The following is a 26,611-nucleotide window of genomic DNA, read 5'->3' on the forward strand; positions in this document are numbered from 1 at the left end:
ATCCATGCAGAGGTTTACTCATGGCAGACGATTTGACGGTGCTCAACAAACAGGCGATTGCGTCCGCCAAACAGTATATGGGCCATATAGCGTGGCCCACAGTTCTGCTGGTGGCGGCCACGCTGATCGGCTTCGTGGCAAACCTGGCCCTGTTTGCCGTAGGCGCCATACCGGCCTGGGTAGCACTGCCGGTTCTGGGTGCCCTCACCTACATGGCTTACACTCCCCTGCATGAGGCCGTACACGGCAATATCCACGGCGGCCAGGAACGCTGGCAGTGGCTGAACGATCTTTGCGGTTACCTGGTGGCACCACTGATTGCCATACCTTACGCCTCGCACCGGCTCGAGCATTTCACCCACCACCGGTACACCAACCAGCCCGACAAGGACCCGGATTACATGGTCAGCGGTATGGGCGGGGGCGTGCTTCCGGCACTGGCCACGGTGGTCCGGTTTCTCGGGGTCCAGAACAGCTTTTTTGTCAAACAACACTGGGCGTCCGCTTCGCGGAAGGATCGTGTCATCTACTGCCTGGAGGTCCTGGTGTCTGTAAGCTGGCGCGTGGGGTTTGTGGTGATGGTCGATCAGCCGTGGACCCTGGCTGTCGTTGTTGGGGGTTATCTGCTGGGCGGCTTCTTCACCGCCTACTGGTTCGCCTACCGCCCGCACATTCCGTATCAGGATCCCAAGCGCTACCGCAACACCAGCAGCCTGATCATGCCCCGGTGGATGAAACCTCTGGAGTGGTTCTGGCTGGGCCAGAACCTGCACTCGGTTCACCACCTGTTCCCGCGCGTGCCGTTTTACCAGTACCACGCACTACATCGCGAGATCGAGCCCGTCATGCGTGCCCACGGTACGCCGATTATCGGCATATTCAGCCGCGAGCCGGTGGCGGGTAAGGAATAAACTCTACTTCGTCACCGACCACCCGGGCGAAGCGCCCGGCGCTCCAGTCTTCCTTGGCCCGCTCGATGCGGGCCTGGCTGGACGACACGAAGTTCCATTCGATAAAACGCTTGCCCACAGGCTCGCCGCCAATCAGGGCAATGCGGGTGTCTTCCGTCGCCGTTACCGATACCCCCGCCTCCGGCGCAAATACCGTCATGCTGTGAGCGGGCAGTTCGGAGCCGTGGGCGGTCAGCGCCCCGCGAGACACGTACACGGCCCGCTCGGCTGCCTCTGGCAGCTCCAGGGTCTGACCGGCCTTGAGCCTGGCCTCAAGATACAGGGTTTCACTGAACTGACGCACCGGCGAGGTCACGCCGTAAGCGCTGCCCATCATGACCCGGACCGGGACCCCGTTCACTTCGATGGCCGGAATGTCATTACCCGGGTAATGGTGGAACCCCGGGTCGGTCTCTTCGTGCGCGTCCGGCAGCGCCAGCCAGAGTTGCAAACCGTGAAGGCGATGGTCTGTGGCGGTGATCTCCGGGCGCTCACGCTCGGAATGGGTGATGCCCCTGCCAGACACCATCAGGTTGACATCGCCGGGCCGGATGGGCTGAAGGCTGCCTACGGAATCCCGGTGCAGTATCTCGCCCTCGAACAGGTAGGTGACCGTTGCGATGCCGATGTGGGGGTGCGGGCGCACATTGATGCCCGCTCCCGCCGGAAAATCCGCCGGTCCCATTTCATCAAAAAAGATCCAGGGGCCCACCATTTTCCGCCTGGCCGTGGGCAGCAGACGGCGCACGGAAAAGCCGCCCAGGTCGGCCACCCGCGGGCTCAATATGGTTTCGATGGCGCTGCAGGGCGCCTCGGTGGCATCGCAACGCTGCTCGGCCGATTCCAGTACATTACTCATATCATCATTCCTCGCAATGCTCAGCCATATTTGACTGACTCAGCGCAGGGTTTTCAGTGCCTGCGCCCATTTGGCCAGCTCTTCCAGCATGGCGCCCGCAGAACCGGTGTGGTGATCGCCGGCCATAAACACCCGGTTGTCGTCCAGCAGTTCCCAGGGCATCTGTACCATGACACCCTCCACCATGGGCATCATCTTCACGGTATTCACCAGCTGTTTGGCAAGCTGGGCCGAGCGCAGACCACCGGAAGCCCCGCCGTAGCTGACAAAGCCGCAGGGCTTGTAATTCCATTCGCTGTAGACGTAGTTCACCGCGTTCATGAACGAGGGCGGCGGGCAGAAGTTGTACTCCGGAATCACGAACACGTAGGCGTCCGCCCGGGCTACGCTCGCGGACCAGGCTTTGGTGTGTTCGTGCTCGTATTTCTGCAGTCTCGGGTGATTGGGTTCGTCGTACACCGGCAGGTTGAAGTCGGCCAGGTCCACCAGCTCGCAGTCGAAACGGCCGTGCTCTCTGGCGAATTCGTGGAACCATTGAGCCACCGACGGCCCGATGCGACCGGGGCGGGTGCTGCAGATGATGATTTGAAGTTTTAACGTCATGGATTCGGTCCTTGATTCTGGGAAGGTTGCTTGTCAGTTTAGCCGCTGCTAAAACCTAAGCAAAAGTGATGTTTAACGGAGTTGACATGCACTATCAGTTCGAAGACCTGAAACACGCCTGCCGGGCCGAATGGCAGGCCTACATTGAACACAGTTTCGTCCGGCAGCTCGGCGATGGCTCGCTGGCCCCCGAGGCGTTCCAGCATTATCTGAAGCAGGATTACCTGTTCCTGATCCAGTTCGCCCGGGCGTTTGCTCTCGCCGCCTACAAGAGCCCTACCCTGAGCGATCTCCGGCAAGCCAAAGAGGGGTTACAGGCCATCGTGGATGTAGAGCTGGATCTGCACATCAGCTACTGCAAGGAATGGGGAATTTCGGAGGAGGAACTGGCACGGCTGCCGGAAGCGCGGGCCACTCTGGCCTACACCCGTTATGTGCTTGACACCGGTAACCGTGGCGATCTACTGGATCTCCACGTAGCGTTGTCGCCCTGCATGGTGGGCTACGGTGAAATTGCCAACTGGCTGAACAGCCGGGCGGAAACCCTCCGCGGCGCGCACAATCCTTACGACGCGTGGATTGCCATGTACGAAAGTGACGAGTTCCAGCAGGCCATGGGCGCGGAAATCCGCTGGCTGGACGAGCGCCTGGCAGATGTTTCCCCAGCTCGGTTCGAACAGCTCACCCGCATCTTCCGCGACGCGACACGACTCGAAATCGATTTCTGGCAGATGGGCCTGACACAGAGCGATTAAAGACCCACGAAAATCCCACCAAGACGAACGCCTGCAAAAACTGGATAATGGCCGCCATTGAATTCAATGGCGCGCCAAACTCTCCGATCCAGGTATCTTTGTAATGGAAATCAACGTCAACTTTCTCGACAACCTCAGACTTGAAGCCAGGTTTGACGATTTCACCGTGGTGACGGACCAGCCAATTCGCTACAAGGGGGACGGTTCCGCCCCCAGCCCCTTCGATTATTTTCTGGCGTCGTCTGCCCTCTGTGCGGCCTATTTTGTGCGGGTGTATTGCCTGGCGCGGGACATACCCACCGAGAACATCCGCCTGTCCCAGAACAACATCGTGGACCCGGAAAACCGCTATAACCAGATCTTCAAGATTCAGGTAGAGCTGCCGGAGGACATCTCCGACAAGGACCGCCAGGGCATTCTGCGCTCCATCGACCGCTGTACCGTCAAGAAGGTGGTGCAGACCGGCCCGACGTTCGAGATTGAAACCGTTGAGAGCCTGGACGCCGACGCCCAGGCGCTGCTGATGACCCAGCCGGAGGGCGGCAGCCAGACCTTCATCGAAGGCAAGGACCTGCCCCTGGAGCAGACCATCGCCAACATGACCCGCATCCTTGAAGATCTGGGCATGAAGATTGAGATCGCCTCCTGGCGCAACATCGTGCCCCATGTGTGGTCACTGCACATCCGCGATGCGGCCTCACCCATGTGCTTCACCAACGGCAAGGGAGCAACCAAGGAAAGCGCCCTGTGCTCCGCTTTGGGTGAGTTCATCGAGCGGCTGAACTGCAACTTCTTCTACAACGACCAGTTCTTCGGCGAGGACATCGCCAACAGCGAGTTCGTGCACTACCCGAACGAAAAATGGTTCCAGCCGGGCCCCGAAGACGAGCTGCCCGAGGGCATTCTGGATGACCATAGCCGGGCCATATATGACCCCGACGGTGAGCTGTGCGGCTCCAATCTGATTGACACCAACTCCGGCAAGACCGAGCGCGGCATTGTGTCTCTGCCGTTCGTGCGCCAGTCCGATGGCGAGGTGGTCTATTTCCCCTCCAACCTGATCGAGAACCTGTTTCTCAGTAATGGCATGAGTGCCGGCAACACACTGCAGGAAGCCCAGGTGCAGTGTCTGTCAGAAATCTTCGAGCGGGCGGTCAAGAAGCAGATCATCGAAGAGGAACTGGCGCTGCCAGACGTGCCCATGCACGTGCTGGAAAAATACCCGAACATCCTCGAAGGGGTGCAGGCGCTGGAAGCCCAGGGCTTCCCCACACTGGTCAAGGACGCCTCCCTCGGTGGCCAGTTCCCGGTGATGTGCGTCACCCTGATGAACCCGCGTACCGGCGGCGTGTTCGCCTCTTTCGGTGCCCACCCGAGCTTCGAGGTGGCCCTTGAGCGCAGCCTGACCGAACTGCTGCAGGGCCGTAGCTTTGAAGGCCTGAACGATGTACCACCGCCCACCTTCAACAGCCTGGCGGTGACCGAACCGAACAATTTCGTGGAGCACTTCATCGATTCCACCGGCGTGGTGTCCTGGCGCTTCTTCAGCGCAAAGTCCGACTATGACTTCTGTGAATGGGATTTTTCCGGCACCAACGCCGAAGAGGCGGCTGGCCTGTTCGGTATTCTGAAAGAGATGGGCAAAGAAACCTATGTGGCCGTCTACGAGGAACTGGGCGCGCCGGTGTGCCGCATTCTGGTGCCCGGCTATTCCGAGGTGTACCCGGCGGACGATCTGGTGTGGGACAACACCAACAAGGCCCTGGACTACCGCGAAGACATCCTCAACCTGCACAGACTGGACGATGATGAGCTGGCCGCTCTGGTGGAGCATCTGGAAGAAAGCCAGATCGACGACTACACCGACATCATCACCCTGATCGGCATCGAGTTTGATGAGAACACCGTGTGGGGCCAGCTCACCGTGCTGGAACTCAAGCTATTGATCAATCTCGCACTCGGGCAGCACGAAGACGCCCTGGAGCGGGTGGAGGCGTTCCTGCAATTCAACGACAACACGGTGGAGCGCAACCTGTTCTACCGAGCGGTCAATGCGGTGCTGGAGATCACCCTCGATGAGCAACTCGAGCTGGGCGACTTCCTGTTCAACCTGCAGCGTATGTATGGTGAACAGACCATGCAGGATGTGGTTGGCCTTGTGGACGGCAGTGTGCGCTTCCACGGCCTGACGCCGACCAACATGCAACTGGAGGGGCTCGACAAACACCTGCGCCTCATCGACAGCTACAAGAAACTGCATGCAGCCCGTGCGGCAGAGGCGCTCTGACCGCCTCAGGTTTCCTGGTTTCGCGCCTTGCCCTCGCGGATGTTCTCACGGGCTTCCTGCCGCTCCTCCCGATCGGCCTCCGGCGCCTCGTGCTCATCGGAGCGCGACGGCCGGAAACACAGGGTTGCCAGCATCGGAAAATGATCGGATCCGAACGCGGCCAGTCGCTCGATATTGCCGAGGGTAAAATGCTCGGTTGTGAACACGTGATCCAGCGGCCAGCGCAGAAACCAGTGGCCGGCGTGGAAAGTGTTGAACATGCCGCGACCCCGCCGCGGATCAAGCATACCGCTGACCCGGCAGAACAGCCGGGTGGTTCGTGACCAGGCGACATCGTTGAGGTCGCCGGCAACAATCGCGGGGTACCCGCCCTTGCGGATCTGCTCACCAACCAACAGCAACTCGGCATCCCGCCAGAGCGACTCCTCACTCTCGCTCGGCGCCGGGGGCCGGGGGTGAAGGGCGTGCAGTCTGACGCGATCACCACTGGGCAGTTTCAGCCAACCGTGAATAGATGGGATGTCGTCCTGAATCAGGTAGTTGACCTCGATTTCTTCCAGCGGCAAGCGGGAATACAGGTGCATGCCATAGAGGTTATCCAGGGGCACGCGAACGATGGTGGGCCAGTCGCCGAAGGCCTGATCCAGTTGATCGCCCCACCACTGGTCCGATTCGAGGGTCAGCAGCACGTCCGGTTGCCGCTCACGCACCTGACGGATCAGGCCCTCACTGTTCCGGTTAGGCGTAAGTACGTTGGCGACCAGCAGGGTCACACAGCGTTCCTTCTGGCCGGGCTCGGCACTCTGCATCTGAAGCGGCCACAGCCGCGTCCAGGGCAGGATGCGGAACATCTGCAGGACCAGCACTGCGGTACACAGCCCGACCACCCAACCCCGGACGTCGCCCTCTCCCAACCAGAAGGCAATCACGGCAACCAATACTGCCAGGCAGACGATCTGTACCCGGGGGAACTCGCACACCCGTATCCACCAATCGTGAAGACGCACCTTGCCCAGTGCAGTAACCACCAGCAGAATCACGGCAAAAGCCAATAAAGAATAAGTGATCAAACCATTCTCCACCGCGGGAAATGTCCATGTGGTTTACAACATAAACCATCAGGCGCCGTTGCGCTGCTAAAAATCCACTCATCCGCCTGCCCTCGTATGCAATTGAGTTCACAGGACAAAAGGGGCAAAAATGAGCAAGTTTCAGGACGACATTCAGAACACCCTCGATCAGAGCCACCCTCACTCCGATGAGTACCATCAGGCCGTCATGGAAGTGTTTGATGACGTGACCAGCGTCTATCGCAAGGAGCCGGCCTACCAACGCTGGAACATCGCGGAGCGTATGCTCGAGCCGGATCGCGTCCTGCGTTTCCGGGTCTGCTGGGCGCCTACAAGGGCGCCATCGCCCTGCCCTGCGCCACCCAGAACGAGGTGGATGGAAACGCCATGAAACGGCTGATCAAGAACGGCCTGGTGGCCCTGTGCGAAGGTACCAACATCTACGCGTTCAAAAAACTGGCCGAGGCAATGATGGCTTAAGGCGTAAAATAGCGTCACCCATGGGGCATTGACTGTGGGCGCTTGCCGTGCGCCGGTACGCCGGCTCTGGCCAGCGAGCGCACCCGTTCGAAGTCCTCCTCACCGAATACGCCATTGACCCCGGAAATGGCCGCCAGCGTCATACCGTGCCTGAGACCCAGTTTGTAGATCTCCCGCACCTTTTCCCACTCGATGTTACGCCCCAGTGTGAAGTTCTCGAACCGGCTTTCGAGCGCCAGCACAATGGTTTCGGCCAGGCAGGCATAGGCAATACCCCTGGGCAGCCCGATGTCTTTCATGTGGACATCACCGGGCAGGCGGATTTCACCGGACTCGATCACCAGTACGTCCGGCCGCTTCGCCACATCCTCCGCCGGAATATCCAGCGGACGGGCAACGTCGGTAATCACACAGCCGGGCTTGACCTTAAGGATATCCAATACCCGCTTTCCGGCGCCGGAGGTGGCTGTCACCACCATATCCATGGCACCCAACTCGCGATCGGTGGAGGCAGCAACGCGTACCGTCGCGCCCGGCGACTCCATCAGGATGCTCTCTTTCAGTGCCAGCAGTTTCGCCGCCTCCGGCGACACCAGAACAATCTCATCCACTGCCTTGGCCAGCAGCCTGGCGCATACCGAGCCGATGGCACCGGTCGCCCCGACGACCATGGCCTTACCGGCCATTTTACCGCTGGGTCCCACCTGTACCAGCCCGATCCTTTTTACCGCGTCGTGGGCCGCCCACAATGCGCCCGAGGCGCTGTAACTGTTGCCGGTGGTAATGGGCAACGGAGCTCGCTTGGCGACCGTGATGCCGGCGTCGCCCACCACTTTCGTGAAGGCGCCGAGACCCATAATCTGGGCACCCAGTTTTTTCGCCAGCCTCGCGGCGGACAGTAAACGACTGTAGGTGAATTCCGGACTGTGGGACATGATCTCCCGCGGCGTACCGCCCACGGTGATCAGCCAGCCCTCGGCCTCGTCCCCGGTGGGCGATGTCACACCCTCAATATGTGAATAGACAAACGGCGGCGTGTAGGCCACCACTTTCTCAATCAGATTCATGACCCCCGGGGGCGACACGCTGGCAATCCAGTCCAGGGGTGGGGTCTTGGTGAGGTACTGCTGTGACAGTGGATGAATCACGAACGCGAATCGGTTCACCCGCCGGTAACCATTGGGATAAAGAATCCGCGGCTCGATGCCCAGCCGGTCAATCACATCCAGGAAGTCGTTCGCGGCCAGTTGCGCCGGCGCCCGCTCCAGGGCCGCACTGATCATCGCCTCCATGACGTTGGCGCCCACCGGCCGGCCTTCCAGCCACGGGCTGTAGTCCACCACCATTGCGACTTTGCGTGAGCGCATCCAGTCCAGTGATTGCTCGGTCACCCGAGAGGTTATGACGGTTTTACCGTCCAGCTCGGTCTGGGTGAAATCCGCCAGCTCTCCAACCGCCGCCACCAGCACATGAGACTGTTTGACGGCCTGATGCAGAGACCCTTGCACCAGGCCCTCTCCGAGTCGGTACAGGGGATTGTGAATCAGGGCATCCAGCGCCCGTACCGCGAGTGGTTTGTACAACAGCGGTGCGGTGATCGAGGTATACCGCTCGACCTGTCCCAGGGACGTCAGCAGACGCGGCAGGCCGAAATCCGTGTAGGGATCGGCGAATCGCAGATTATCAGTGTGCTCCGATAACGCCAGAGCAATGCGATAGCTGGCCTGACCGTTGAAACAGAGCACCCGGGCATTATCAAAAAAATGCCCCAGTTCACTCTGGGTGTGGCGAACCGCCCATTCCTGCAGGATGCGGCGCAGCCCTGCGCCGGTGGTCACGGACTTGTCTGGTACACAGGCCTCCAGCCGGGCCGTGTCCGGGTGCTCGATCTGTTCCCGACCTACCTGGTAGTGATCGTGCACCATGCTCAGGCCGATGGCGTCGGCCTGCTCCCGTACGTTTTCCAGAATCGCCTCAGCCCGCGACAGATCACCGTCGGTGCCGATCCGGATCACCCGGAAGGCCAGCCCCATAAATTCGGTTTCCAGCTGATAATCGTATTCTGAAGAGCCCTGACTGACACTCACAACGGTTTTCATGGTTTGCATCCTTTCCCATGTGGTCCTGACCTCAGCTTATGCCTGATTTGCCGGCGGCGCCTTTGCACAGATCAAAATTTAATCTGTGTGAACGGTCTACACTGGATAACACGCCTTCGGCCAAACCAGCAGCCAGCAGGGAAAGGAGAAACCTCATGAGCCACCAGCAGGATATGGAAGACACCGTCGAGAAACTGATCTGTCAGGGCAAGGGCATACTTGCCGCCGACGAGAGCGCCCCCACTATCGCCAAGCGGTTTGCGGCGATTGGGGTTGAATCCACGGAAGCGAAACGCCGGGAGTATCGCAGCCTGATTTTTTCCACCCCCAGTCTGGGGGACCACATCAGCGGGGTGATTCTCTATGAGGAAACCCTGAACCAGCGCAGCCTCGACGACGAGCCCATGGCCGGGCTGTTGCTGCGCCAGGGCATCGTGCCGGGCATCAAGGTGGATAAAGGAAAGGGACCGATGGCGAACGCACCGGGGGATGAGATCACCTACGGGCTGGATGGTCTGGAGGCGCGGTTACAGGGTTACCGGGAACAGGGTGCCCGTTTTGCCAAGTGGCGGGACGTCTATCACATTACCGACACCAACCCGAGCCGACTCGCGATTGACGCTAATGCCGAGGTGCTGGCCCGGTACGCCGCGGTTTGCCAATCGCTGGGTGTGGTGCCGATTGTGGAACCGGAGGTTCTCATCGACGGCTATCACACCATTGAACGCAGCGCGCAGGTGAGCGAATCGGTATTAAAGGCGGTTTTCGACGCGCTCCATCGCCACGGTGTGGTTCTGGAGCGAATGCTCCTCAAGCCCAGCATGGTGACGCCCGGCAAATCCCATACCACCCAGGCCAACCCGGAACAGGTGGCTGAAGCCACCCTCCACGTGTTCCGTCGGGTTGTGCCGGCGGCAGTTCCGGGTATTGTGTTTCTGTCCGGCGGCCAGACACCGGAAGAGGCGACAGCCAACCTTAACGCTATCAACCAGCACGGCCCGCTACCCTGGGCCCTGAGCTTCTCGTACGGACGGGCCCTGCAGGAACCGGCGCAAAAGGCCTGGGCCGGCGCGCTGGAGAACGGCCCCGCTGCCCAGAGCGCCATGCACAAACGGGCGCAACTGAACGGCGCGGCACGTAACGGGGAATACAGCACTGACATGGAGGGCTAAACGCTCTCCTTCGTGCTTTTACCGGCGATGAGCTCAGCAGCCGGAAACGCAGCTGCCGTTGCCATCAAACCCCATGGTCTTGCCACTCAGTGGGACGTGGACCGGGGCCTGGGCCAGTTCGGCGAACCGGGCAGTGCGTGTGCCGTCCTGCACTTTTCCGTTTTTCGTGGCGGGCTCGTTGGCGTGAGAGGCGATGACGGCCTTCGGCTGAATCAACTCGTTCACAACAAAGGCCGCTTCTTCCGGGCCGGTGGTGAAGGTATCGCCAATGTTCATCACCACCAGTTCCGCTCCGTAATGGTCATTGACCACCAGTTTCTGTTCCGCGGTGATGCCGGTGTCGCCGGACAGGTACACCACCAGACCGTTACTGAAGGTCAGCACGTAGCCGGTTGGCGGCCCCACGCTGGCTCCGACGCCCGCCGCTTGAAGATAGTCCGCCAGCGGACCGGTAAGAAACGAGGGTGAAACGCCGTTGCTGTGTGCTGCCGGAACGGTGGTGATTTTAACGCCGCCCTCTTCGCGCTTGCCGCCGAAGCGAACCAGCACGGAATTCGAGGGATCTGCACCGGCTTCTTTCAGTTTCGCGGCGAAGAAGGCGGGCATCTCACTGCCGGTGACAATCCGCGATTTCTTTTTAACGGCGATGTCGATGGTGTTGGACTGCGGCAGCGTGCTCACCGAGGTGTCCGGCGATGCGCAGGTGCCGGCGTTGGTTTCGCGGATGCGCTGGTCGCCCACGTGATCCCCGTGCATATGAGACACCAGTATCACGTCGATATCACCCAGCCTTGAATCGTCTGGCCCGGCAACCGTGCGACCGGCATCGTATAGAATCCGGGTGCCGTTGGGGTCTTCAAACACCAGGGCGCGGTCGCGGCCACAGAATTCGCCGTCATGGCTTCCCAGAGGCGTTACTTGCACCACGTCTTCCGCCGCCACCGGGGCAGAACCCAGCGCGAACCCCACCGCAAGGGCAGCTATCAATCCTGAACGTACCATCACATCCCTCTCCGCTGTTTATTGTTCGATTTTCATCTAACGACTACGAACAGCACCACTATCCGTACCAGTGTAGACGGCAAATCCGGAGGGGAAATAATGCAGGGAATCCACAAAGCCTGAGTGACCGTTGCCAGCCTTGATCAGGCGGCCTGCGGCACCTTGACGGCTTGCCGGAGGCAAGCCAGCATGGGCTCGACCTGGCGGATTTTGCGGGCTTCAGGCCACAACACCTCAGCCTCAACAAAGCCCTGGCGCAGGTAATTGAGCCATTGTTTGATACGGCCGGTGACGAAACGGTCCTCCAGGCGAGTCTGCAGCGCGAACGCGTATTCGCAGACCAGCGCCACCGCCTCCGGCCAGGTCATATCCGCCACCGCCTCGCCCTGCTGGCTGGCGCGGATTTTTCTCGCCAGGTCCGGACGGGCAATCAGGCCGCGGCCGATCATCACATCCTCACAACCGGACACGTCACGGCAGCGCCAGTAATCGTCGACCGTCCAGATCTCACCGTTGGCGATGACCCGGATACCAACCGCCTCACGCGCTTTCGCAATTTCTTCCCAGTACGCCGGGGGCTTGTAGCCGTCGACCTTACTTCTGGCGTGGATCACAATCTCCTCGGCTCCCGCCGCTTCCAGCGCCTGGGCGCAGGCCACGCCCATGGAGCGATCATCGTAGCCGAGGCGCATCTTGGCGGTGACCGGGATGTCCGCCGGCACAGACTGACGGACCCGGGCAACAATGTCGTGCATCAGCTCCGGCTCCCGCATCAGCACGCAACCGCCCTTGTGCTTGTTGACGGTTTTGGCGGGGCACCCGAAGTTGATATCGACCTGGTTGGCGCCGAGCTCCGCCGCCTTCAGGCCATGCCGGCCCATCTGATGCGGATCTGAACCCAGTAACTGAACGGCCACCGGTGTGCCCACCTCGGTGAGCGAACCGTTGTGAAGCTCGGGAGCATACTTGTAGAAAACCCGGGGCGGCAGCATGCCGTGGGTCACGCGAATGAATTCGGTCACACACCGGTCAATACCACCAACTTTGGTCAGGGTTTCGCGGATGGGGGCATCCACCAGACCTTCCATCGGGGCAAGGATTATTCGCATGCGGGCTCCGGCAGTACTTCACAATTGGTTAAACAATAAACGGAGCGGGATTGTAAGGAATATGGGCGGAGGTTGGTAGTAGGTCGTCGTTGAGGCAAGGCAGACACTCCCCGAAGAGAGTGCCTGCCCTTTGCAGCGTGGCTTATTTAACGTCGAAGCGGTCCGCGTTCATGACCTTGGTCCAGGCCGCAACGAAGTCTTTCACAAACTTTTCTTCGTTGTCGTCCTGAGCGTACACCTCGGCGTAGGCGCGCAGGATGGAATTGGATCCGAACACCAGGTCAACACGGGTCGCGGTGAACTTGGTGTTGCCGCTCTTGCGATCCACGATGTTATAGGCGTTTTTGCCAGTGGGCTCCCAGCGGTTCGCCATGTCGGTGAGGTTCACGAAGAAGTCGTTGGTCAGCTGACCGACGCGATCCGTGAATACACCGTGTTTGGTGTCGCCGTAGTTCGTGCCCAGCACCCTCATGCCGCCCATCAACACGGTCATTTCCGGCGCCGTCAGGCCCATCAGCTGGGCACGGTCCAGAAGCATTTCTTCCGGTTTGACCACGTAGTCCTTCTTCTGCCAGTTGCGGAAGCCATCAGACAGCGGCTCCATCGGCTCGAAAGACTCTGCATCGGTCTGGGCGTCTGTAGCATCGCCACGGCCTTTCAGGAAGGGCACGTGTACGTCGTGGCCCGCTGCCTTGGCGGCTTTCTCGACGCCCAGATTACCGCCCAGAACGATAACGTCAGCAATGCTGGCGCCGGTCTCGGCAGAAATCTTCTCGTACACCTTCAGTACCTTGGCCAGACGATCCGGCTCATTGCCTGCCCAGTCCTTCTGCGGAGCCAGACGGATGCGAGCGCCGTTGGCACCGCCACGCATGTCGGAACCACGGAAGGTGCGGGCACTATCCCAGGCTGTCGTGATCAGCTCGTTCAGGCTCAGACCGGCTTCATCGATCTTCGCCTTGACGATTTCTTCGACGTAGTTCGTCTCACCCTGGGGGCACGGATCCTGCCAGATCAGGTCTTCGGCCGGCACGTCCGGTCCGATATAGCGGGCTTTCGGGCCCATGTCACGGTGAGTCAGCTTGAACCAGGCGCGGGCGAAGCAATCCTGGAAGTAAGCCGGGGCTGCCATGAACTTCTCGCAGATGGCACGGTACTTGGGGTCCACCTTCATGGCCATGTCGGCATCGGTCATCATCGGCCGAACGCGGGTCTTCATATCCGTGGGATCAACCGGCATGTGCTCTTCTTTAATATCGATCGGCTCATACTGGTTGGCACCGGCCGGGCTCTTGGTCAGCTTCCACTCGTAGCCGAACAACAGGTCAAAGTAACCCATGTCGAACTTGGTCGGGTTGGTGGTCCAGGCACCCTCAATACCAGAAGTCACAGCGTTGGTGGCCTTGCCATCCAGGTTGGGGTTCATCCAGCCAAAGCCCTGGGTTTCAACATCCGCACCTTCGGGCTCTGGCCCAAGCGCATCCGCGTCGCCGTTACCGTGTGCTTTACCCACGGTGTGGCCGCCGGCGGTCAGGGCTGCAGTCTCTTCATCGTTCATGGCCATGCGGGCGAACGTGGTCCGTACCTGTTCGGCCGTTGCCTGCGGATCAGGGTTACCGTTGACACCTTCCGGGTTCACATAGATCAGACCCATCTGAACAGCGGCCAGCGGGTTTTCCATGGTGTCGGGCTTGGTCACGTCCTCGTAACGGCTGTCTGAAGGTGCCAACCACTCTTTTTCCGCACCCCAATAGATGTCTTCTTCCGGGTGCCAGATGTCTGCGCGGCCGTAAGAAAAGCCGAACGTTTTAAAGCCCATAGACTCATAGGCAACGTTACCAGCCAGAATGAACAGGTCGGCCCAGCTGATCTTGTTGCCGTACTTCTTCTTGAGCGGCCACAGCAGACGGCGAGCCTTGTCCAGGTTGCCATTGTCGGGCCAGGAGTTAAGAGGAGCAAACCGCTGGTTACCGGTTCCGGCACCACCACGGCCGTCAGCCAGGCGATAAGTACCCGCCGCATGCCACGCCAGACGGATCATCAGGCCGCCGTAGTGACCCCAGTCAGCGGGCCACCAGTCCTGGCTGTTGGTCATCAGCTCGTGCATGTCTTTTTCCAGGGCCTCGTAGTCGAGCTTTTTGACCTCTTCTCTGTAGTCAAAATCCTCGCCCATCGGATTGGTCTTGGCGTCGTGTTGATGCAGAATCTCGAGGTTCAGGTTCTCCGGCCACCAGGCGGCCACCCCGGCTTGCTCTTGGGTATTGGAACCGTGCATTACCGGACACTTTCCGCCTGAATCATTATTCTGAGTCATTGCTCTCTCCTAATCGGGTTGCAAAACGACATTTTCTCTGTGGAGGCTCACTAACTATAGGACAGAATAATTGCTCTGCTCGCAGGATTTCTTATGCCCCGTATAGTGAATACCTATAGGCTCTCTCGCCGGTGTTCCGGACTCACCCGGAGTTACTGAGCACACGCAAAATCGCTCGAGTAGTCCGCCAGTATTCTTCGATAATTTCGCCAATCTTTGTGACGACCTAGTGAAAACGCTGGCATCGGGCGACTCCTTTGTCACAGGAACAGGATTACCATATCGCGGCGGGCAACAACGGATACAATTAATTAAAAATACATTTGTGAAAGTTTTTGTTTATAGCTGGCGATCGTACGAAGCTGTGCGTCGGCTCAAAGGCGCTCGATAGATGCGAACTTGCCGGCGTCGTCAAACACGATCCGGAAGCTGCCACGAATGCCGTCGCGGAGGTAGAAACGGGAGAGAATCCGCGCCGGGAAGCGGACCGAACGTCCGTCCCGGGCGGTGGTGTGAACATCGGTCGCAACGCCCTGATAGAGTTTGATCCACTCGTCAGGGCTGATGCTGAGGTCCACAATGATCTGGTGCATTGGCGCTCAGTGGGCCAGTTCCAGCAACAGACGGTTCAGGCGAGTGACGTAGGCACCCGGATCCTCAAGCTGTTCGCCACTGGCCAGGGTCGCCTGGTCCAGAAGCACGGCGGACAACTCGCCGAAACGCTCATCGCCCTGCTCGTTCTCGAGGCGCTGAACCAGCGGGTGGTCCACGTTGATCTCAAAGATCGGCTTGCTGTCCGGCACTTTTTGGCCGGCGGCTTCCATGATCTTCTTCATCTGCGCGCCCATGTCGAAGTCACCGACCACCAGACAAGCGGGCGAATCGGTCAGGCGATTGGTGACACGCACGTCCTGTACGCGGTCCTCCAGGGCCGTCTTGATGCGCTCCAGTAAATCTTTGTGTTCGGCAGCGGCTTCTTCCTTGTGCTTCTTGTCTTCCTCGGTCTCTACTTCACCCAGATCCAGATCACCACGGGCAACGTCCTGGAACTGCTTGCTGTCGTATTCGTTGAGGTAACCCATCATCCACTCGTCAATACGGTCAGACAGGATCAGCACCTCAATGCCTTTCTTGCGAAACACTTCCAGATGCGGGCTGCTCTTGGCGGCCGTAAAGTTGTCAGCGGTGATGTAGTAGATCTTTTTCTGACCGTCTTTCATACGGCCAATATAATCATCGAGAGATACAGTCTGGGTGCGCTCACCGGTGAGGGTTGACGCGAATCGCAGCAGGCCGCCAATTTTTTCGCGGTTGCCGAAATCTTCCGCCGGGCCTTCCTTGATCACGGTACCGAATTCGTCCCAGAACTTCTGGTACTGCTCGCCGTCTTTCTTTGCCAGCTTGGACAACATGTCCAGTACCCGCTTGGTCAACGCGGAGCGAATGCTCTCTACCGTACTGTCGTTCTGCAGAATTTCCCGCGACACGTTCAGCGACAGATCGTTGGAATCGATCACGCCTTTGGCAAAACGCAGGTACAGCGGCAGGAACTGTTCGGCGTCGTCCATGATGAACACGCGCTGCACGTAAAGCTTCAGACCACGAGGCGCTTCCCGGTTGTACATGTCGAACGGCGCGCGAGCCGGAATGTATAACAGGCTGGTGTAATCCAGCTTGCCTTCCACCTTGTTGTGGGACCAGGTCAGCGGATCTTCGAAATCATGGGCGATGTGCTTGTAGAATTCCTTGTATTCCTCGTCCTTGATCTCGGTGCGGGGCAGCGTCCAAAGGGCGGTGGCATCGTTGACGGTCTCGTACTCGCCTTCTTTGCCTTCTTCCTCTGATTCGGCCTTCATCACCACGGGGAAGGAGATGTGGTCGGAGTATTTCTTCACCAGGCCGCGCAGACGGAAGCCGTCGGCGAATTCCTTTGCGTCGGATTTCAGGTGCAGAACAATCTCGGTACCCCGGGACTCGCGATCAACCTGCTCGATGGTGAACTCACCATCGCCGTTCGACTCCCAGTGCACACCCTCTTCTTTCGAAGCACCGGCACGGCGGGTAAAGACTTCTACCTTGTCAGCCACAATAAACGCGGAGTAGAAACCGACACCGAACTGACCAATCAGCTTGCTGTCTTTCTTTTCGTCGCCAGAGAGCTGCTGTAGAAACTCGGCGGTACCAGAACGGGCAATGGTGCCCAAGTTCTGAACCACGTCGTCACGGGTCATGCCGATGCCGTTATCGGCCAGGGTGATGGTGTTCTTTTCCCCATCGAAATCCAGGCGGATTTTCAGCTCGGATTCCCCTTCGTAGAGGCCGTCGTCTTTCAGCGCCGCAAAACGCAGTTTGTCTTCGGCATCGGAGGCGTTGGAAATCAGTTCACGAAGGAAGATCTCTTTGTTCGAATACAAAGAGTGAATCATCAGATGAAGCAGTTGCTTCACTTCGGTCTGGAATCCAAGCGTTTCTTTATTGGCTTCTACCGTCATGGCGTTTCTTTCTCCTGCTCTGTTTGGTTCGGTGGAGCGGCGCGTGCCGGAGGGGCTTTTCAAAACACGCTGTGAATACGTCCGTGTACGCTCGGCTCCGCCATCCACGGCTCCGCACGGTTTTGAAAAGCCCCTCCGGCCCGCACCACCCGACTTGAGAGTTCGCGTTGAACAGGGAAATGGGGGCACGCCACGGCATTTCAAGCCCCGGACGGGGCGGAAATCAGTCTTCTAGAAGGAAGTGTGCGCGCGCCGTCGCGATCGGCTGTGAACGGGATTTCTGCCAGGCGGTGATCATCACATTGGCCACCCGGTTGCCCTGGCGGGTCAATCGGCATTCCGCGTAGGTTTCACGATCGAGGCCAGCGCGCAGGTAATCCAGCGAAAAATCGACAATGCGCGGCATGCGCAGGCTTTCCTGGGACATCATCAGGTAGATCGCGGCGGACATTTCCATGAAACCACCGATCACACCACCATGAATAGCCGGAAGAACCGGGTTGCCCAGATTCTCTTCCTTTTTCGGCAAGCGGAAGATCAGATCATCGCCGAAGCGCTCGCATTCGAGGCCGATAAACCGGGCGTAGGGTACGCTTTCCAGCATCCGGGAGAAATCACCGGTCTCCCGCGTATAACCAAGAATTTCCGGGTCGGTCATTGTTCACCTCCGGTGATCAGTTCCGAGTAGCTTTTCGGGGTCGCGTCCTTGCCGATACGCATGAACGTACCAACGCAGTTGGCGATGGTTTCGCCACCTTCCTGATAGGCTTCACAGCGGGTGAAAATAATGTTGCGGGTGATTTTGTAGGTTTCTGCGCGGGCAAAGACCGGCTTGTGGGGCTCCGCCGAACGCATGTAATCCACCCTCAGATCAAGGGTCGGGCACAGCTCAAAATCGTCCAGCGCACAGATGATCACGGAACCCGAGGTGGTATCCATCAACGTGGTGATGGCGCCACCGTGGATCACGCCGGTATCCGGATTGCCGATAATGCGATCGCTGTAGGGCAAGCGCATGGTCAGCGTGCCTTCGCCGGCCGCTTCCACGGTCAGGCCCAGTTCCCGGGCCTGGTTCAGGGTGTCAAGGAACCGGCGAACCCGGTTCATGCGGATGTCATCAGTCATGCAGCAGTGCCAGTTTGATTAGCTGTTATTGGGTTGCGTGGGCTCGACCCTGGCCACCGGCTCCTCGAACACTTTGCCGGAGCGCAGCGCCTGGAGCGCATCAGAGCGGAATTCCCGGCGGTACAGAACCACCACGACCAGTGTCGACGCCCCGATAAACGCCAGGGGGTGTATAAACCAGGTCACCACGGCCAGGGCATAGTAATAGGAGCGCAGGCCAAGGTTAAAGGCGTCCCCCGCCAGATTACAGACCTTTGCAGCGCTCTGGGCAAACGCTTCGCGGCCGGCCGGGCTGATTTTGGTGTCGTCCGGTGGCGGCGCGCCACCGATCAGTACCGCCACAAAATTGTACATCCGCATGGACCAGGTGAATTTGAAGAAGGCGTAGATGAACACGACCAGAAGAACCACCATACGCAGCTCCCACACTGCGCGGCTGGGCAGGTTGCCGAATGGTAAGGTACTGAACACCTCCATCACTTCCTGCGTATACCCCAGTGCGGTAATGATACCGGCCAGGATCAGCAGGCAGCTGGACGCAAAGAAGGCCCCGTTACGCTCGAGGTTACCCACCACGGAAGCGTCTGATATCCGGTTCTCACGACGCAACATGACCCTCATCCAGTCTTCCCGGTACAGATCCAGGGTATTTGACAAGCAGGACCGGTCATTCGCTTTGCGACGGGAATACTCGGTGTAGCCCAGCCAACAGATCAGGAACCAGACCAGCGCAACCACTTCCAGATATTCAGCCATGGGGGATCCACATGCGGATAGGTAAAAACGGTAGGTTTGAAAGCGGATAATCATACACTCTGGGACACCGTTGCTCCAGACAGGCGTGGTGCTTGGGCAGTCACCCCGACGTCTCAGATGTGGTATAAACTGCCCATATTCGACCGGGAATGCATTCCGCGCCCGGATCAAGGACTGATCACAGGAGTTTACCGTGACTAACCGGCTGTTCCTTCGCTGCCTGACCCTGACCCTCGCACTTTCCGCACTGGCCGGCTGTGCCGTTAATCCCGTCACCGGGAAAAAACAGCTGTCCCTGATACCCGAGAGCCAGGAGCTGTCAATCGGCGCGGAGCAATACGCACCCACACAGCAAACCCAGGGCGGACAGTTTTATCTGGATCCTGATTTGACGGTTTACGTTCGCGAAGTCGGGCAAAAACTAGCCGCCGTCAGTGACCGCCCTGACCTGCCCTACGAATTTGTGGTCCTGAACAGCAGCGTGCCCAATGCCTGGGCCTTGCCCGGAGGCAAGATTGCGATCAACCGGGGCTTATTGACCCGTCTCGAGGATGAAGCCCAGATGGCGTCGGTCCTAGGCCATGAAATTGTCCACGCGGCGGCACGGCACAGCGTTCAGCGCATGCAACAGGGCATGCTGATCAGCGCCGGGGTTGCCGGCCTCGGTTTCGCGCTGTCTGACAACGAATGGACGGGACTGTTGATGGGCGGCGCCGCCATGGGCGCACAGCTGGCGCTGGCACAGTACAGCCAGGGCGATGAGCTGGAATCGGATCACTATGGCATTGAGTATATGGTGGAAGCAGGCTATGACCCCCAGGCTGCGGTGGAACTGCAGGAGCTGTTCGTCGAGCTCTCGGAAGGACGCCAATCGAGCTTTATTGACGGCCTCTTCGCCAGCCATCCCCCGTCCCAGAAACGGGTGGAGAAAAACCGCGAGCGGGCCCGGGAAATTGGCACCGGCGGTTACCGTGGCAAAGCCGTTTATGACAAAAAACTGGCTATGGCTCGCAAACTCCAGCCCGCCTACGACGCTCACGACGCAGCCCTCAAGCTCGCCAGCGAAAAGGACATGAAAGGCGCCCTTGCCAAGGTCAACGAGGCCATCAGGATCGAGCCTAACGAGGCGATGTTCTACTCCCTGCGCGGCCGGATCTACCAGGCCCAGGACGACGTGGCCAAGGCCGAAAAGGATTTTGACAAGGCGGTAGCGCTGTACCCAGAGATGTTCAGTTATCGACTCCACAACGGCCTGAATGCCCTGAAGCAGGACAAGCTCGACAAGGCCCAGAGCAATCTGACCCGAGCCAACGAACTGGTCCCCACGTCCATCGCGTTTCTGCGGCTGGGCGATGTGGCCGTGAAACAGAACCGCCGTGACGATGCAATCCGCTACTACAGCACCGCGGCGGAGGCCGGTGGCGAGGTGGCCGAGGAAGCCAAGCGCAAGCTGGCAAATCTGACCCAGTAATGCCCCCTCACCACACTCATCCAAGGCCCGGTATTCACCGGGCCTTTCTGTTTTTGCCACACTGACGGAGAAACTCTGTCATCGTCCGCATTGACTTTTAGAGCAATAACTCTAAAAATTGGATGACATCAACAACAATCGGACGATTGCCATGATTGCGAAACGTATCCAACCGATGGCCTTCCAGGCGAGGCGACTCTACGTGGAACTCATGTTCCAGGTGATGGGGCGTGCGCTGCAGGCCGTCAGTGAAGTGGATGCCACCGTGCAGAAAGACGCCAGCGCCCTGCCCGAGGGATTCCTGTTCGAGATGATGGTCATGCCGCAGGGCTCAAGCCTCATCGTTGAGCACGTTGGCAACGGCCGCTTCCATTACCACGGTAACTCCGCGCCGCGACCGGTGGACCTGTCGATTCAGTTCAAACACATTGCCCATGCGTTTCTGGTGCTGTCATTCCAGGAGAAAACCTCGGTGGCATTCGCCAACGACCGCATGCTGGTCGATGGCGACATCAGCTACGCCATTCGCATGACGCGGGTTCTGAACAGGCTTGAGTCGTTCATCCTGCCCAAACTGGTAGCCAAGCGCGCGGTGAAAGAATATCCGACCGACCTGCACCTGCCGGAGAAGCTGATGAGCGCAGCACGGATTTACCTGAAGGTCGCATCCAACTTTGTTGAAACGGTGAGAGCATAATGTCGAACAAATACTACGAATTCTTTTGCCCGGTAAAAGTCATCGCCGGCAAGGCTGCACTTGAACACATGCCCTACGAACTGAGCGGCATGGCGGCCACCCGGCCGATGATCGTAACCGATAAGGGCGTTCGTGCCGCAGGCCTGTTGGACCCGGTTATCGCCGCCTGTGAGGAGAGCGGTCTGGAAATCGTCAGCATTTACGATGACGTACCGCCGGATTCATCGACGGCGGTAGTGCGCGACATTGCCGGCGTTTACCGCAGCGAAAAATGCGATTCGATCATTGCCGTGGGCGGTGGCTCGGCCATTGATACCGCCAAAGCGGTCAATATTCTGGTCTCCGAAGGCGGCGACGACATCGCCGCTTACGCCGGCGCCGGTGTACTCAAACGTCCGCTCAAGCCGTTCTTTGTGGTACCGACCACGGCCGGCACCGGGTCCGAAGTCACGGCCGTGGCCGTCATCGCAGACACCGAGAAGCACGTCAAGCTGCCGTTCACCTCGTCCTTCCTGCTGCCGAATGCCGCGATCATCGATCCGCGCATGACCTTGACGCTGCCGCCACACATCACAGCGGCAACGGCCATGGATGCCATGACTCATGCCACCGAGGCGTTTACCTGCATGGCGAAGAATCCTCTGAGTGACGCGTACGCCACGGCAGCCATCAAGAAAATCAGCAACTCACTGCTGGCCGTCATGGACAACCCGAAAGACGCCGACAATCGCCTGGAACTGGCCGAAGCCTCTACCATGGCCGGTATTGCGTTTTCCAACTCCATGGTTGGCCTGGTACACGCCCTGGGCCATGCGACCGGCGCCATCTGCCAGCTGCCCCATGGCTTGTGCATGAGCCTGTACCTGCCCTACGTGCTGGAATACAACATAGAGTCGATTCGTGAGCCCCTGGGCGAGCTGCTGCTCTATCTGGATGGTCCGGAAGTGTATGCCGCAACCCCGGCGTCCCGGCGGGCCGAAGCCAGCATTTCGGCGATACGCCGCATGCGGGATGCGCTTTACAAGCACTGCAAACTGCCACGCACCTTGAAAGAAACCGGCAAGGTTGTGGAGGAGCAGCTGGAACGCATCGCCGAGGTGGCGCTGGACGATGGCGCCATCATGTTCAATCCGAAAGAAGTGACTCTGGAGGATGCCAAGGCGGTACTCAGACGTGCCTGGGCGTAATTTCCGATGGTAGATGGCCATTCCTATCAGCCCGCATCTGCGAGCTGATAGGCTTTCGGTGGACTCAGAATGTAAAATTTTCTGAAGATGCTGATGAAATCATTGAAATAACCTTACTTAAACGTAACAATTGCTGGAGTACTGGCAGGGATGTAGCCGGGTTCGCGTCATTTACTGATACCGGGACGTTCCTTTTATGCCAAACCAGCCTTCCCGCAACTGTACCTCGCTCCAAATCATCTCACTGCTTCTTCTGGCTTTTGCACTGACAGCGACCGCACACTCTGCAGTGGCAAATGAGCAGAGCACGAAAACACTGCGCTTCAACGTATCGCCCAACGGCTATCCTCCTTACCTGATCGTCAAGAATAAGCAGCCTGCAGGTATCATGTGGGACGTAGTGACATTGATCGCTGAGCGGATCGGCTATGACGTAGTGGCGGAGCAGGTTCCCCGTAAACGGGTGGATACCATGCTCCAAGAGGGGTATATCGACAGCACGCCCCGCGCCATCGAGTGGACCGATAACCCTGAACAGTTCCTGTTCACGGACCCGGTGGTTGCCGTGGAAGAGGTGCTGTTCATTCCGGCGGGGTCAGACTTGCACTATGGGAAGCCGGAAGACCTGTTCAACCGGACCATCGTGACGCACCTGGGGTACTCCTATCCGAAACTGGAGCCCCATCTCGAAAACGAAAAAATCAAACGTTTTGATGTCGCTCGTGATCGGGACATGTTCACGTTTCTGCTTCACGGCAAACACTTTGACGCCGCCGTTGCCGATCGCCTCGTTGGCCAGTGGATTCTGCTCAACGACGGGCTTCAGGGGCAGTTCCGGATCTCCGAAGAGACTATTAGCAACTACCCGTTTCGCCTGATGTTGCGCAGGGATTGGACAGACTTTGCGAAGCAGTTCAATGAGGAGCTGGCGTCCGTTCGCGACAGTGGCGAACTGGACACCATCCTCGCCCGATATCGTTAAGGCAACATTCACTCAAGGCGCCGCAGCAGCAGCATCGGTGACACGCTGAGCACCGGCCGCAACTGCCAGCGGCCAAACAGGGCCAGCACAACGGCACTGAATACCGGTATCGGCAGCACCACCGTCCAGTGCCACTGAAACTGACCCTCAAACATACGGAACTGCAGCGCCCACACTGCCGCCTCCGCCGCCGCCACACCGAGAATTCCCGCAAACAGACCCAACAGCGCGAACTCCAGCATGGTGCTACGCACCAGCAGGGATTGCCGGCCGCCAAGGGTTCGGAGCAAAGCGCCCTCCCGCTGACGGTCCCGCAGGGTGGCACTGACCACTGCCGCCATCACCACCAGCGCCGCCGCCAGAATCAGCGCCAGAATGGCTTCGATGGCCTGGGTTACCTGTTTCACAATGTCCTGGATGCGCTGGATGATGTGGTCGATCTCCAGCACGGAGACCGTCGGATACCGGCGTGAAAACTCGTTCAGGGCCGATTTGTTGTCACCGGGCAGAAAGAAACTGGTGATCCAGGTAGCCGGCATCTCTTCCAGGCCGCCGCCGGGCGGAAAGGCCATGTAGAAGTTGGGCTTCATGCTGTCCCACTGCACCGTTCGGATGCTGGTGATGGGTTCCGTCACTTTTTCCGAGCCGATAGTGAACGTCAGCTGGTCGCCCAGTCTCAGCCCGAGCTTACCCGCCAGTTCAGCCTCCACCGAGACGCCGGCGGTGTCTCCGGGCGCAAACCACTCGCCCTCGACAATCTCGTTGTCATCGGGGAGCGATTCCATCCAGGTCAGGTTCAGTTCGCGGTTCAGCGCCCCTACCCCCTCGTCCTTGGTAACGGCTTCCCTGACCGGGTCACCGTTCAGCTCGGTAAACCTGCCCCGCACCATCGGGTACAGGGTATCGAGCGGCTGGCCACGTTGCTGCCAGAAGTCGTCGATTTCTTCCACCGTATCCGGTGCGATGTTGATCAGGAAATGGTTTGGCGTGTCGTCAGGCAGTTGCGCCTGCCAGTCCGCCAGCAACGAGGTCCGAACCAGAATCAGCGTGGCGGCCAGCATCAGCGTCATGGCGAACACGGCCATCTGCGACAGGCTGGCGCGGCGGTGGCGATACAGGCCCACCAGCGCCAGCCTCCAGGCATTACCGCCGCCACGGATTCTGCGCAGGCTCAGCACCATGATCCACCCCAGCAACGCCAGGGTGCCGAGTAGCAGACCAAGCCCACCCAGGAGCGCCAGAACGAGAGACACTTCGCCGGCATACATCCATACCAGGCCGAACACCGCCAGTACGGCGATGACCAGATCCGGCACGGCCTCCCGACCGGATTCCCCGGGCTGGGAGCGCAACACCCGCATGGCCGGCACGTTCCGCAACCGGCGGATAGGCGGATAGGCAAAGGCGAACAACGCCACCAGGGCGGTCAGCAACGCGGGCACCAGCGCTGCGGGATCCAGTTTGTAATCCACCGACCGCTCCAGCACATCGCTGAGCAGCTTTGACAACAACCAATACAGCGGCAAGGCAATCACCAGTCCGCCAACCGCACCGGCCACGCCCCACAGGCCGAGGCGCTTCAGATACAGCGTGCCGATACCCCGACTACGAACGCCAAGCGTCTTGAGCAGGGCCACGGTATCGCGCTGGGACAGCGCGTACTGCCGGCTGGCCACCGCCACGGCGACCGCCGCCAGCATCACCGCCAGACTTCCGCCAAGTAGCAGAAAACTCTCAGCGCGCTGCAACGAGCGGGAGAAGGTTTCCCCGTCTCGTACGCCTTCCCATTCGTGGCTGGGCTCCAACTGCGGTTGCAGCCATTGATGGTAGGACTCTAAAGCCGCTTCCTCGCCGGCAAACAGGTAGATGTACTCGACTCGACTGCCTTCCTGGATGACGCCCGTCGCCGGCACATCGTCCACGTGCATCATTACCCGCGGCGCAAGGGCTGACAAACGAAAGCCACCGTCCGGCTCACGAACCAGCAGGCCGGACACCGTCAATTCCAGATTCCCCACTTCCAGCGTGTCACCCACCTCAATATCGAGCAATCGCAGCAGGCGCGGGTTAATCCAGACCTCGCCGGGTGCCGGCCCCTGCGACACCAGTTCTCTGGGCTGATCTTCGTCACGCTGGTACTCGATCTGTCCTCGCAGGGGGTATTCGTTGCTGACCGCCTTCAGGGCAACCAGTTGGAAACTGTCAGCTCCGGAGACCATGGTGGAAAACTCCACCATCTGGCCGGTTTCCAGCTGGCGACTCCGCGCCTCGCTCAGCCAGGCCTCAGGCACGGGTCGGCCATTCTCCGCCTCGAGCTGACGATCAGCCGCCAGAAAGGAGCTGGCTGAGGTCACCAGTGTGCGCTGCAACTGACTGGCAAACAGGGCGATGGTGGCCACCGTGGCCACCGCGATCATCAGCGCCGCCAGCACTACCCGCACATCCCGCTCCCGCCAGTCCCGGCGGATAGACATGAGTTTGTCGGAAGCAGCCATCAGGACATCGGCTCCACAGCGTTACGAATCTCGGGCTCCGTCAGCACGCCCGCCTCAATGTTGAACTGCCGGGCGCAACGGGCAGCCAGATGTTCATCGTGGGTCACCATCACCAGTGTGGTGCCCTGCTCCCGGTTCAATGCCATCAACAGGTCGGATACCGACTGCCCGGTGCGGTTGTCGAGATTGCCCGTGGGCTCATCGGCAAACAGCACCGCCGGATCAGACGCAAAGGCGCGGGCGATCGCCACCCGTTGTTGTTCACCGCCGGAGAGCTGTCGCGGCGTGTGGTTGAGACGCTCACCCAGGCCGACCCGTTCCAGTAGTTCCCGAGCTCTCCGGGCGGGGGACTCTACACCACCCAGCTCCAGGGGCAGCATCACGTTTTCCAGCGCGGTGAGCGCTGGGAGCAACTGGAAGGACTGAAACACGAAACCGACTCGCTGCGCCCGCAGTTTTGCGCGCTCGTCTTCTGACAATGTGCTGATCACGGCACCATCCAGTTCCACGGTGCCCTCGGTGGGCGTATCCAGTCCTGCCAGCAGACCCAGCAAGGTGGTTTTCCCGGATCCGGACCGGCCCACAATGGCTACGGACTCTCCACGATTGATTTCCAGACTGACCCCCTGCAAGATCGTGAGCGTATCTGTCTCCAGGCTGACAGTGTGAGTCAGGTTGCTGACTTTCAGCATGGGCTGTTGCCGTC

24 protein-coding genes are annotated in these 26,611 nt (G+C 59.4%); 10 read left to right on the plus strand and 14 right to left on the minus strand.

The window, feature by feature from the left end:
- Nucleotides 1-20 precede the first annotated feature (20 nt).
- Nucleotides 21-911, plus strand: a complete 891-nt coding sequence (locus tag R0125_RS08645; RefSeq protein WP_248183598.1) for a fatty acid desaturase family protein — start codon at nt 21-23, stop codon at nt 909-911.
- Here R0125_RS08645 and R0125_RS08650 read toward each other — a convergent pair.
- Both R0125_RS08650 and R0125_RS08655 read right to left on the minus strand, forming a co-directional pair.
- Complete coding sequence (locus tag R0125_RS08650) at nt 880-1,809, minus strand: pirin family protein (protein WP_317237854.1); 930 nt, start codon at nt 1,807-1,809, stop codon at nt 880-882. The two genes, R0125_RS08645 and R0125_RS08650, sit on opposite strands and share 32 nt — an antisense overlap.
- A gap of 39 nt (nt 1,810-1,848) precedes the next feature.
- Nucleotides 1,849-2,412 (minus strand): NAD(P)H-dependent oxidoreductase, encoded by a 564-nt coding sequence (locus tag R0125_RS08655; RefSeq protein WP_317237855.1) that lies wholly within the window; start codon nt 2,410-2,412, stop codon nt 1,849-1,851.
- 86 nt (nt 2,413-2,498) lie between these two features.
- On the opposite strand from R0125_RS08655, the gene tenA reads away from it, so the two are divergent.
- Both tenA and R0125_RS08665 read left to right on the plus strand, forming a co-directional pair.
- The gene (tenA, locus tag R0125_RS08660; RefSeq protein ID WP_317237856.1) at nt 2,499-3,167 is read left to right on the plus strand and encodes a thiaminase II; all 669 of its coding nucleotides are present in this window, start codon (nt 2,499-2,501) and stop codon (nt 3,165-3,167) included.
- A 103-nt stretch (nt 3,168-3,270) separates the two neighbouring features.
- Entirely contained in the window at nt 3,271-5,454 is a 2,184-nt protein-coding gene (locus tag R0125_RS08665; protein ID WP_317237857.1) for an OsmC domain/YcaO domain-containing protein, read from the plus strand.
- A gap of 5 nt (nt 5,455-5,459) precedes the next feature.
- Here R0125_RS08665 and R0125_RS08670 read toward each other — a convergent pair whose 3' ends face one another.
- Entirely contained in the window at nt 5,460-6,524 is a 1,065-nt protein-coding gene (locus tag R0125_RS08670; RefSeq protein ID WP_317237858.1) for an endonuclease/exonuclease/phosphatase family protein, read from the minus strand.
- A 130-nt stretch (nt 6,525-6,654) separates the two neighbouring features.
- Between R0125_RS08670 and R0125_RS08675 the strand changes: the two genes are divergently transcribed.
- Both R0125_RS08675 and R0125_RS08680 read left to right on the plus strand, forming a co-directional pair.
- The gene (locus R0125_RS08675) at nt 6,655-6,915 is read left to right on the plus strand and encodes a hypothetical protein (protein WP_317237859.1); all 261 of its coding nucleotides are present in this window, start codon (nt 6,655-6,657) and stop codon (nt 6,913-6,915) included.
- The gene (locus R0125_RS08680) at nt 6,897-7,004 is read left to right on the plus strand and encodes a hypothetical protein (RefSeq protein WP_317237860.1); all 108 of its coding nucleotides are present in this window, start codon (nt 6,897-6,899) and stop codon (nt 7,002-7,004) included. The genes R0125_RS08675 and R0125_RS08680 overlap by 19 nt, the downstream gene beginning before the upstream one ends.
- Before the next feature lie 14 nt (nt 7,005-7,018).
- On the opposite strand, the gene R0125_RS08685 is transcribed toward R0125_RS08680, so the two are convergent.
- Entirely contained in the window at nt 7,019-9,103 is a 2,085-nt protein-coding gene (locus tag R0125_RS08685; RefSeq protein WP_317237861.1) for a dehydrogenase, read from the minus strand.
- A 155-nt stretch (nt 9,104-9,258) separates the two neighbouring features.
- On the opposite strand from R0125_RS08685, the gene R0125_RS08690 reads away from it, so the two are divergent.
- On the plus strand, nt 9,259-10,275 hold the full coding sequence (locus R0125_RS08690) for a class I fructose-bisphosphate aldolase (protein WP_317237862.1): 1,017 nt from the start codon (nt 9,259-9,261) through the stop codon (nt 10,273-10,275).
- A 33-nt stretch (nt 10,276-10,308) separates the two neighbouring features.
- On the opposite strand, the gene R0125_RS08695 is transcribed toward R0125_RS08690, so the two are convergent.
- The 8 genes from R0125_RS08695 to R0125_RS08730 form a co-directional block, all read right to left on the minus strand.
- On the minus strand, nt 10,309-11,277 hold the full coding sequence (locus R0125_RS08695; RefSeq protein WP_317237978.1) for an MBL fold metallo-hydrolase: 969 nt from the start codon (nt 11,275-11,277) through the stop codon (nt 10,309-10,311).
- Nucleotides 11,278-11,420: 143 nt separating this feature from the next.
- Entirely contained in the window at nt 11,421-12,386 is a 966-nt protein-coding gene (locus R0125_RS08700) for a tRNA dihydrouridine synthase (RefSeq protein WP_317237863.1), read from the minus strand.
- A 142-nt stretch (nt 12,387-12,528) separates the two neighbouring features.
- Nucleotides 12,529-14,700 (minus strand): catalase/peroxidase HPI, encoded by a 2,172-nt coding sequence (gene katG / locus R0125_RS08705; protein WP_317237864.1) that lies wholly within the window; start codon nt 14,698-14,700, stop codon nt 12,529-12,531.
- 374 nt (nt 14,701-15,074) lie between these two features.
- Nucleotides 15,075-15,293, minus strand: a complete 219-nt coding sequence (locus tag R0125_RS08710; RefSeq protein WP_317237865.1) for a DUF2835 domain-containing protein — start codon at nt 15,291-15,293, stop codon at nt 15,075-15,077.
- A 6-nt stretch (nt 15,294-15,299) separates the two neighbouring features.
- Nucleotides 15,300-17,192, minus strand: coding sequence for a molecular chaperone HtpG (gene htpG, locus R0125_RS08715; protein ID WP_317237866.1), 1,893 nt, complete (start codon nt 17,190-17,192; stop codon nt 15,300-15,302).
- 223 nt (nt 17,193-17,415) lie between these two features.
- Nucleotides 17,416-17,850 (minus strand): PaaI family thioesterase, encoded by a 435-nt coding sequence (locus tag R0125_RS08720; RefSeq protein ID WP_248183613.1) that lies wholly within the window; start codon nt 17,848-17,850, stop codon nt 17,416-17,418.
- Nucleotides 17,847-18,317 carry a PaaI family thioesterase gene (locus R0125_RS08725; RefSeq protein WP_248183614.1) on the minus strand — a complete coding sequence of 157 codons (471 nt, stop codon included), beginning with the start codon at nt 18,315-18,317 and terminating at the stop codon, nt 17,847-17,849. The genes R0125_RS08720 and R0125_RS08725 overlap by 4 nt, the downstream gene beginning before the upstream one ends.
- 18 nt (nt 18,318-18,335) lie before the next feature.
- Entirely contained in the window at nt 18,336-19,073 is a 738-nt protein-coding gene (locus R0125_RS08730; RefSeq protein WP_248183615.1) for a DUF599 domain-containing protein, read from the minus strand.
- A gap of 193 nt (nt 19,074-19,266) precedes the next feature.
- Here R0125_RS08730 and R0125_RS08735 point away from each other — a divergent pair, with 193 nt between their 5' ends.
- The 4 genes from R0125_RS08735 (at nt 19,267) to R0125_RS08750 (ending at nt 23,410) form a co-directional block, all read left to right on the plus strand.
- Complete coding sequence (locus R0125_RS08735; RefSeq protein WP_317237867.1) at nt 19,267-20,544, plus strand: M48 family metalloprotease; 1,278 nt, start codon at nt 19,267-19,269, stop codon at nt 20,542-20,544.
- Nucleotides 20,545-20,695: 151 nt separating this feature from the next.
- Nucleotides 20,696-21,241, plus strand: a complete 546-nt coding sequence (locus R0125_RS08740; RefSeq protein ID WP_248183617.1) for a hypothetical protein — start codon at nt 20,696-20,698, stop codon at nt 21,239-21,241.
- Nucleotides 21,241-22,428, plus strand: coding sequence for an iron-containing alcohol dehydrogenase (locus tag R0125_RS08745; RefSeq protein ID WP_248183619.1), 1,188 nt, complete (start codon nt 21,241-21,243; stop codon nt 22,426-22,428). The genes R0125_RS08740 and R0125_RS08745 overlap by 1 nt, the downstream gene beginning before the upstream one ends.
- Nucleotides 22,429-22,717: 289 nt before the next feature.
- Nucleotides 22,718-23,410, plus strand: coding sequence for a substrate-binding periplasmic protein (locus R0125_RS08750; RefSeq protein WP_317237868.1), 693 nt, complete (start codon nt 22,718-22,720; stop codon nt 23,408-23,410).
- An 8-nt stretch (nt 23,411-23,418) separates the two neighbouring features.
- Here R0125_RS08750 and R0125_RS08755 read toward each other — a convergent pair whose 3' ends face one another.
- Nucleotides 23,419-25,905, minus strand: a complete 2,487-nt coding sequence (locus R0125_RS08755) for an ABC transporter permease (RefSeq protein WP_317237869.1) — start codon at nt 25,903-25,905, stop codon at nt 23,419-23,421.
- Nucleotides 25,905-26,597, minus strand: coding sequence for an ABC transporter ATP-binding protein (locus R0125_RS08760; protein ID WP_248184534.1), 693 nt, complete (start codon nt 26,595-26,597; stop codon nt 25,905-25,907). The genes R0125_RS08755 and R0125_RS08760 overlap by 1 nt, the downstream gene beginning before the upstream one ends.
- Between the last annotated feature and the right edge of the window lie 14 nt (nt 26,598-26,611).

The organism is Marinobacter sp. M-5, from assembly GCF_032911545.1.
Classification (GTDB): domain Bacteria; phylum Pseudomonadota; class Gammaproteobacteria; order Pseudomonadales; family Oleiphilaceae; genus Marinobacter; species Marinobacter goseongensis.

Coding starts and splice junctions, on each gene's coding strand:
- R0125_RS08725 (WP_248183614.1), bottom strand. CDS start 18,317: ATGACTGATGACATCCGCATGAACCGGGTTCGCCGGTTCCTTGACACC.
- R0125_RS08745 (WP_248183619.1), top strand. CDS start 21,241: ATGTCGAACAAATACTACGAATTCTTTTGCCCGGTAAAAGTCATCGCC.
- R0125_RS08665 (WP_317237857.1), top strand. CDS start 3,271: ATGGAAATCAACGTCAACTTTCTCGACAACCTCAGACTTGAAGCCAGG.
- R0125_RS08720 (WP_248183613.1), bottom strand. CDS start 17,850: ATGACCGACCCGGAAATTCTTGGTTATACGCGGGAGACCGGTGATTTC.
- tenA (WP_317237856.1), top strand. CDS start 2,499: ATGCACTATCAGTTCGAAGACCTGAAACACGCCTGCCGGGCCGAATGG.
- R0125_RS08760 (WP_248184534.1), bottom strand. CDS start 26,597: ATGCTGAAAGTCAGCAACCTGACTCACACTGTCAGCCTGGAGACAGAT.
- R0125_RS08695 (WP_317237978.1), bottom strand. CDS start 11,277: ATGGTACGTTCAGGATTGATAGCTGCCCTTGCGGTGGGGTTCGCGCTG.
- R0125_RS08730 (WP_248183615.1), bottom strand. CDS start 19,073: ATGGCTGAATATCTGGAAGTGGTTGCGCTGGTCTGGTTCCTGATCTGT.
- R0125_RS08700 (WP_317237863.1), bottom strand. CDS start 12,386: ATGCGAATAATCCTTGCCCCGATGGAAGGTCTGGTGGATGCCCCCATC.
- R0125_RS08645 (WP_248183598.1), top strand. CDS start 21: ATGGCAGACGATTTGACGGTGCTCAACAAACAGGCGATTGCGTCCGCC.
- katG (WP_317237864.1), bottom strand. CDS start 14,700: ATGACTCAGAATAATGATTCAGGCGGAAAGTGTCCGGTAATGCACGGT.
- R0125_RS08655 (WP_317237855.1), bottom strand. CDS start 2,412: ATGACGTTAAAACTTCAAATCATCATCTGCAGCACCCGCCCCGGTCGC.
- R0125_RS08685 (WP_317237861.1), bottom strand. CDS start 9,103: ATGAAAACCGTTGTGAGTGTCAGTCAGGGCTCTTCAGAATACGATTAT.
- htpG (WP_317237866.1), bottom strand. CDS start 17,192: ATGACGGTAGAAGCCAATAAAGAAACGCTTGGATTCCAGACCGAAGTG.
- R0125_RS08650 (WP_317237854.1), bottom strand. CDS start 1,809: ATGAGTAATGTACTGGAATCGGCCGAGCAGCGTTGCGATGCCACCGAG.
- R0125_RS08690 (WP_317237862.1), top strand. CDS start 9,259: ATGAGCCACCAGCAGGATATGGAAGACACCGTCGAGAAACTGATCTGT.
- R0125_RS08740 (WP_248183617.1), top strand. CDS start 20,696: ATGATTGCGAAACGTATCCAACCGATGGCCTTCCAGGCGAGGCGACTC.
- R0125_RS08675 (WP_317237859.1), top strand. CDS start 6,655: ATGAGCAAGTTTCAGGACGACATTCAGAACACCCTCGATCAGAGCCAC.
- R0125_RS08710 (WP_317237865.1), bottom strand. CDS start 15,293: ATGCACCAGATCATTGTGGACCTCAGCATCAGCCCTGACGAGTGGATC.
- R0125_RS08755 (WP_317237869.1), bottom strand. CDS start 25,905: ATGGCTGCTTCCGACAAACTCATGTCTATCCGCCGGGACTGGCGGGAG.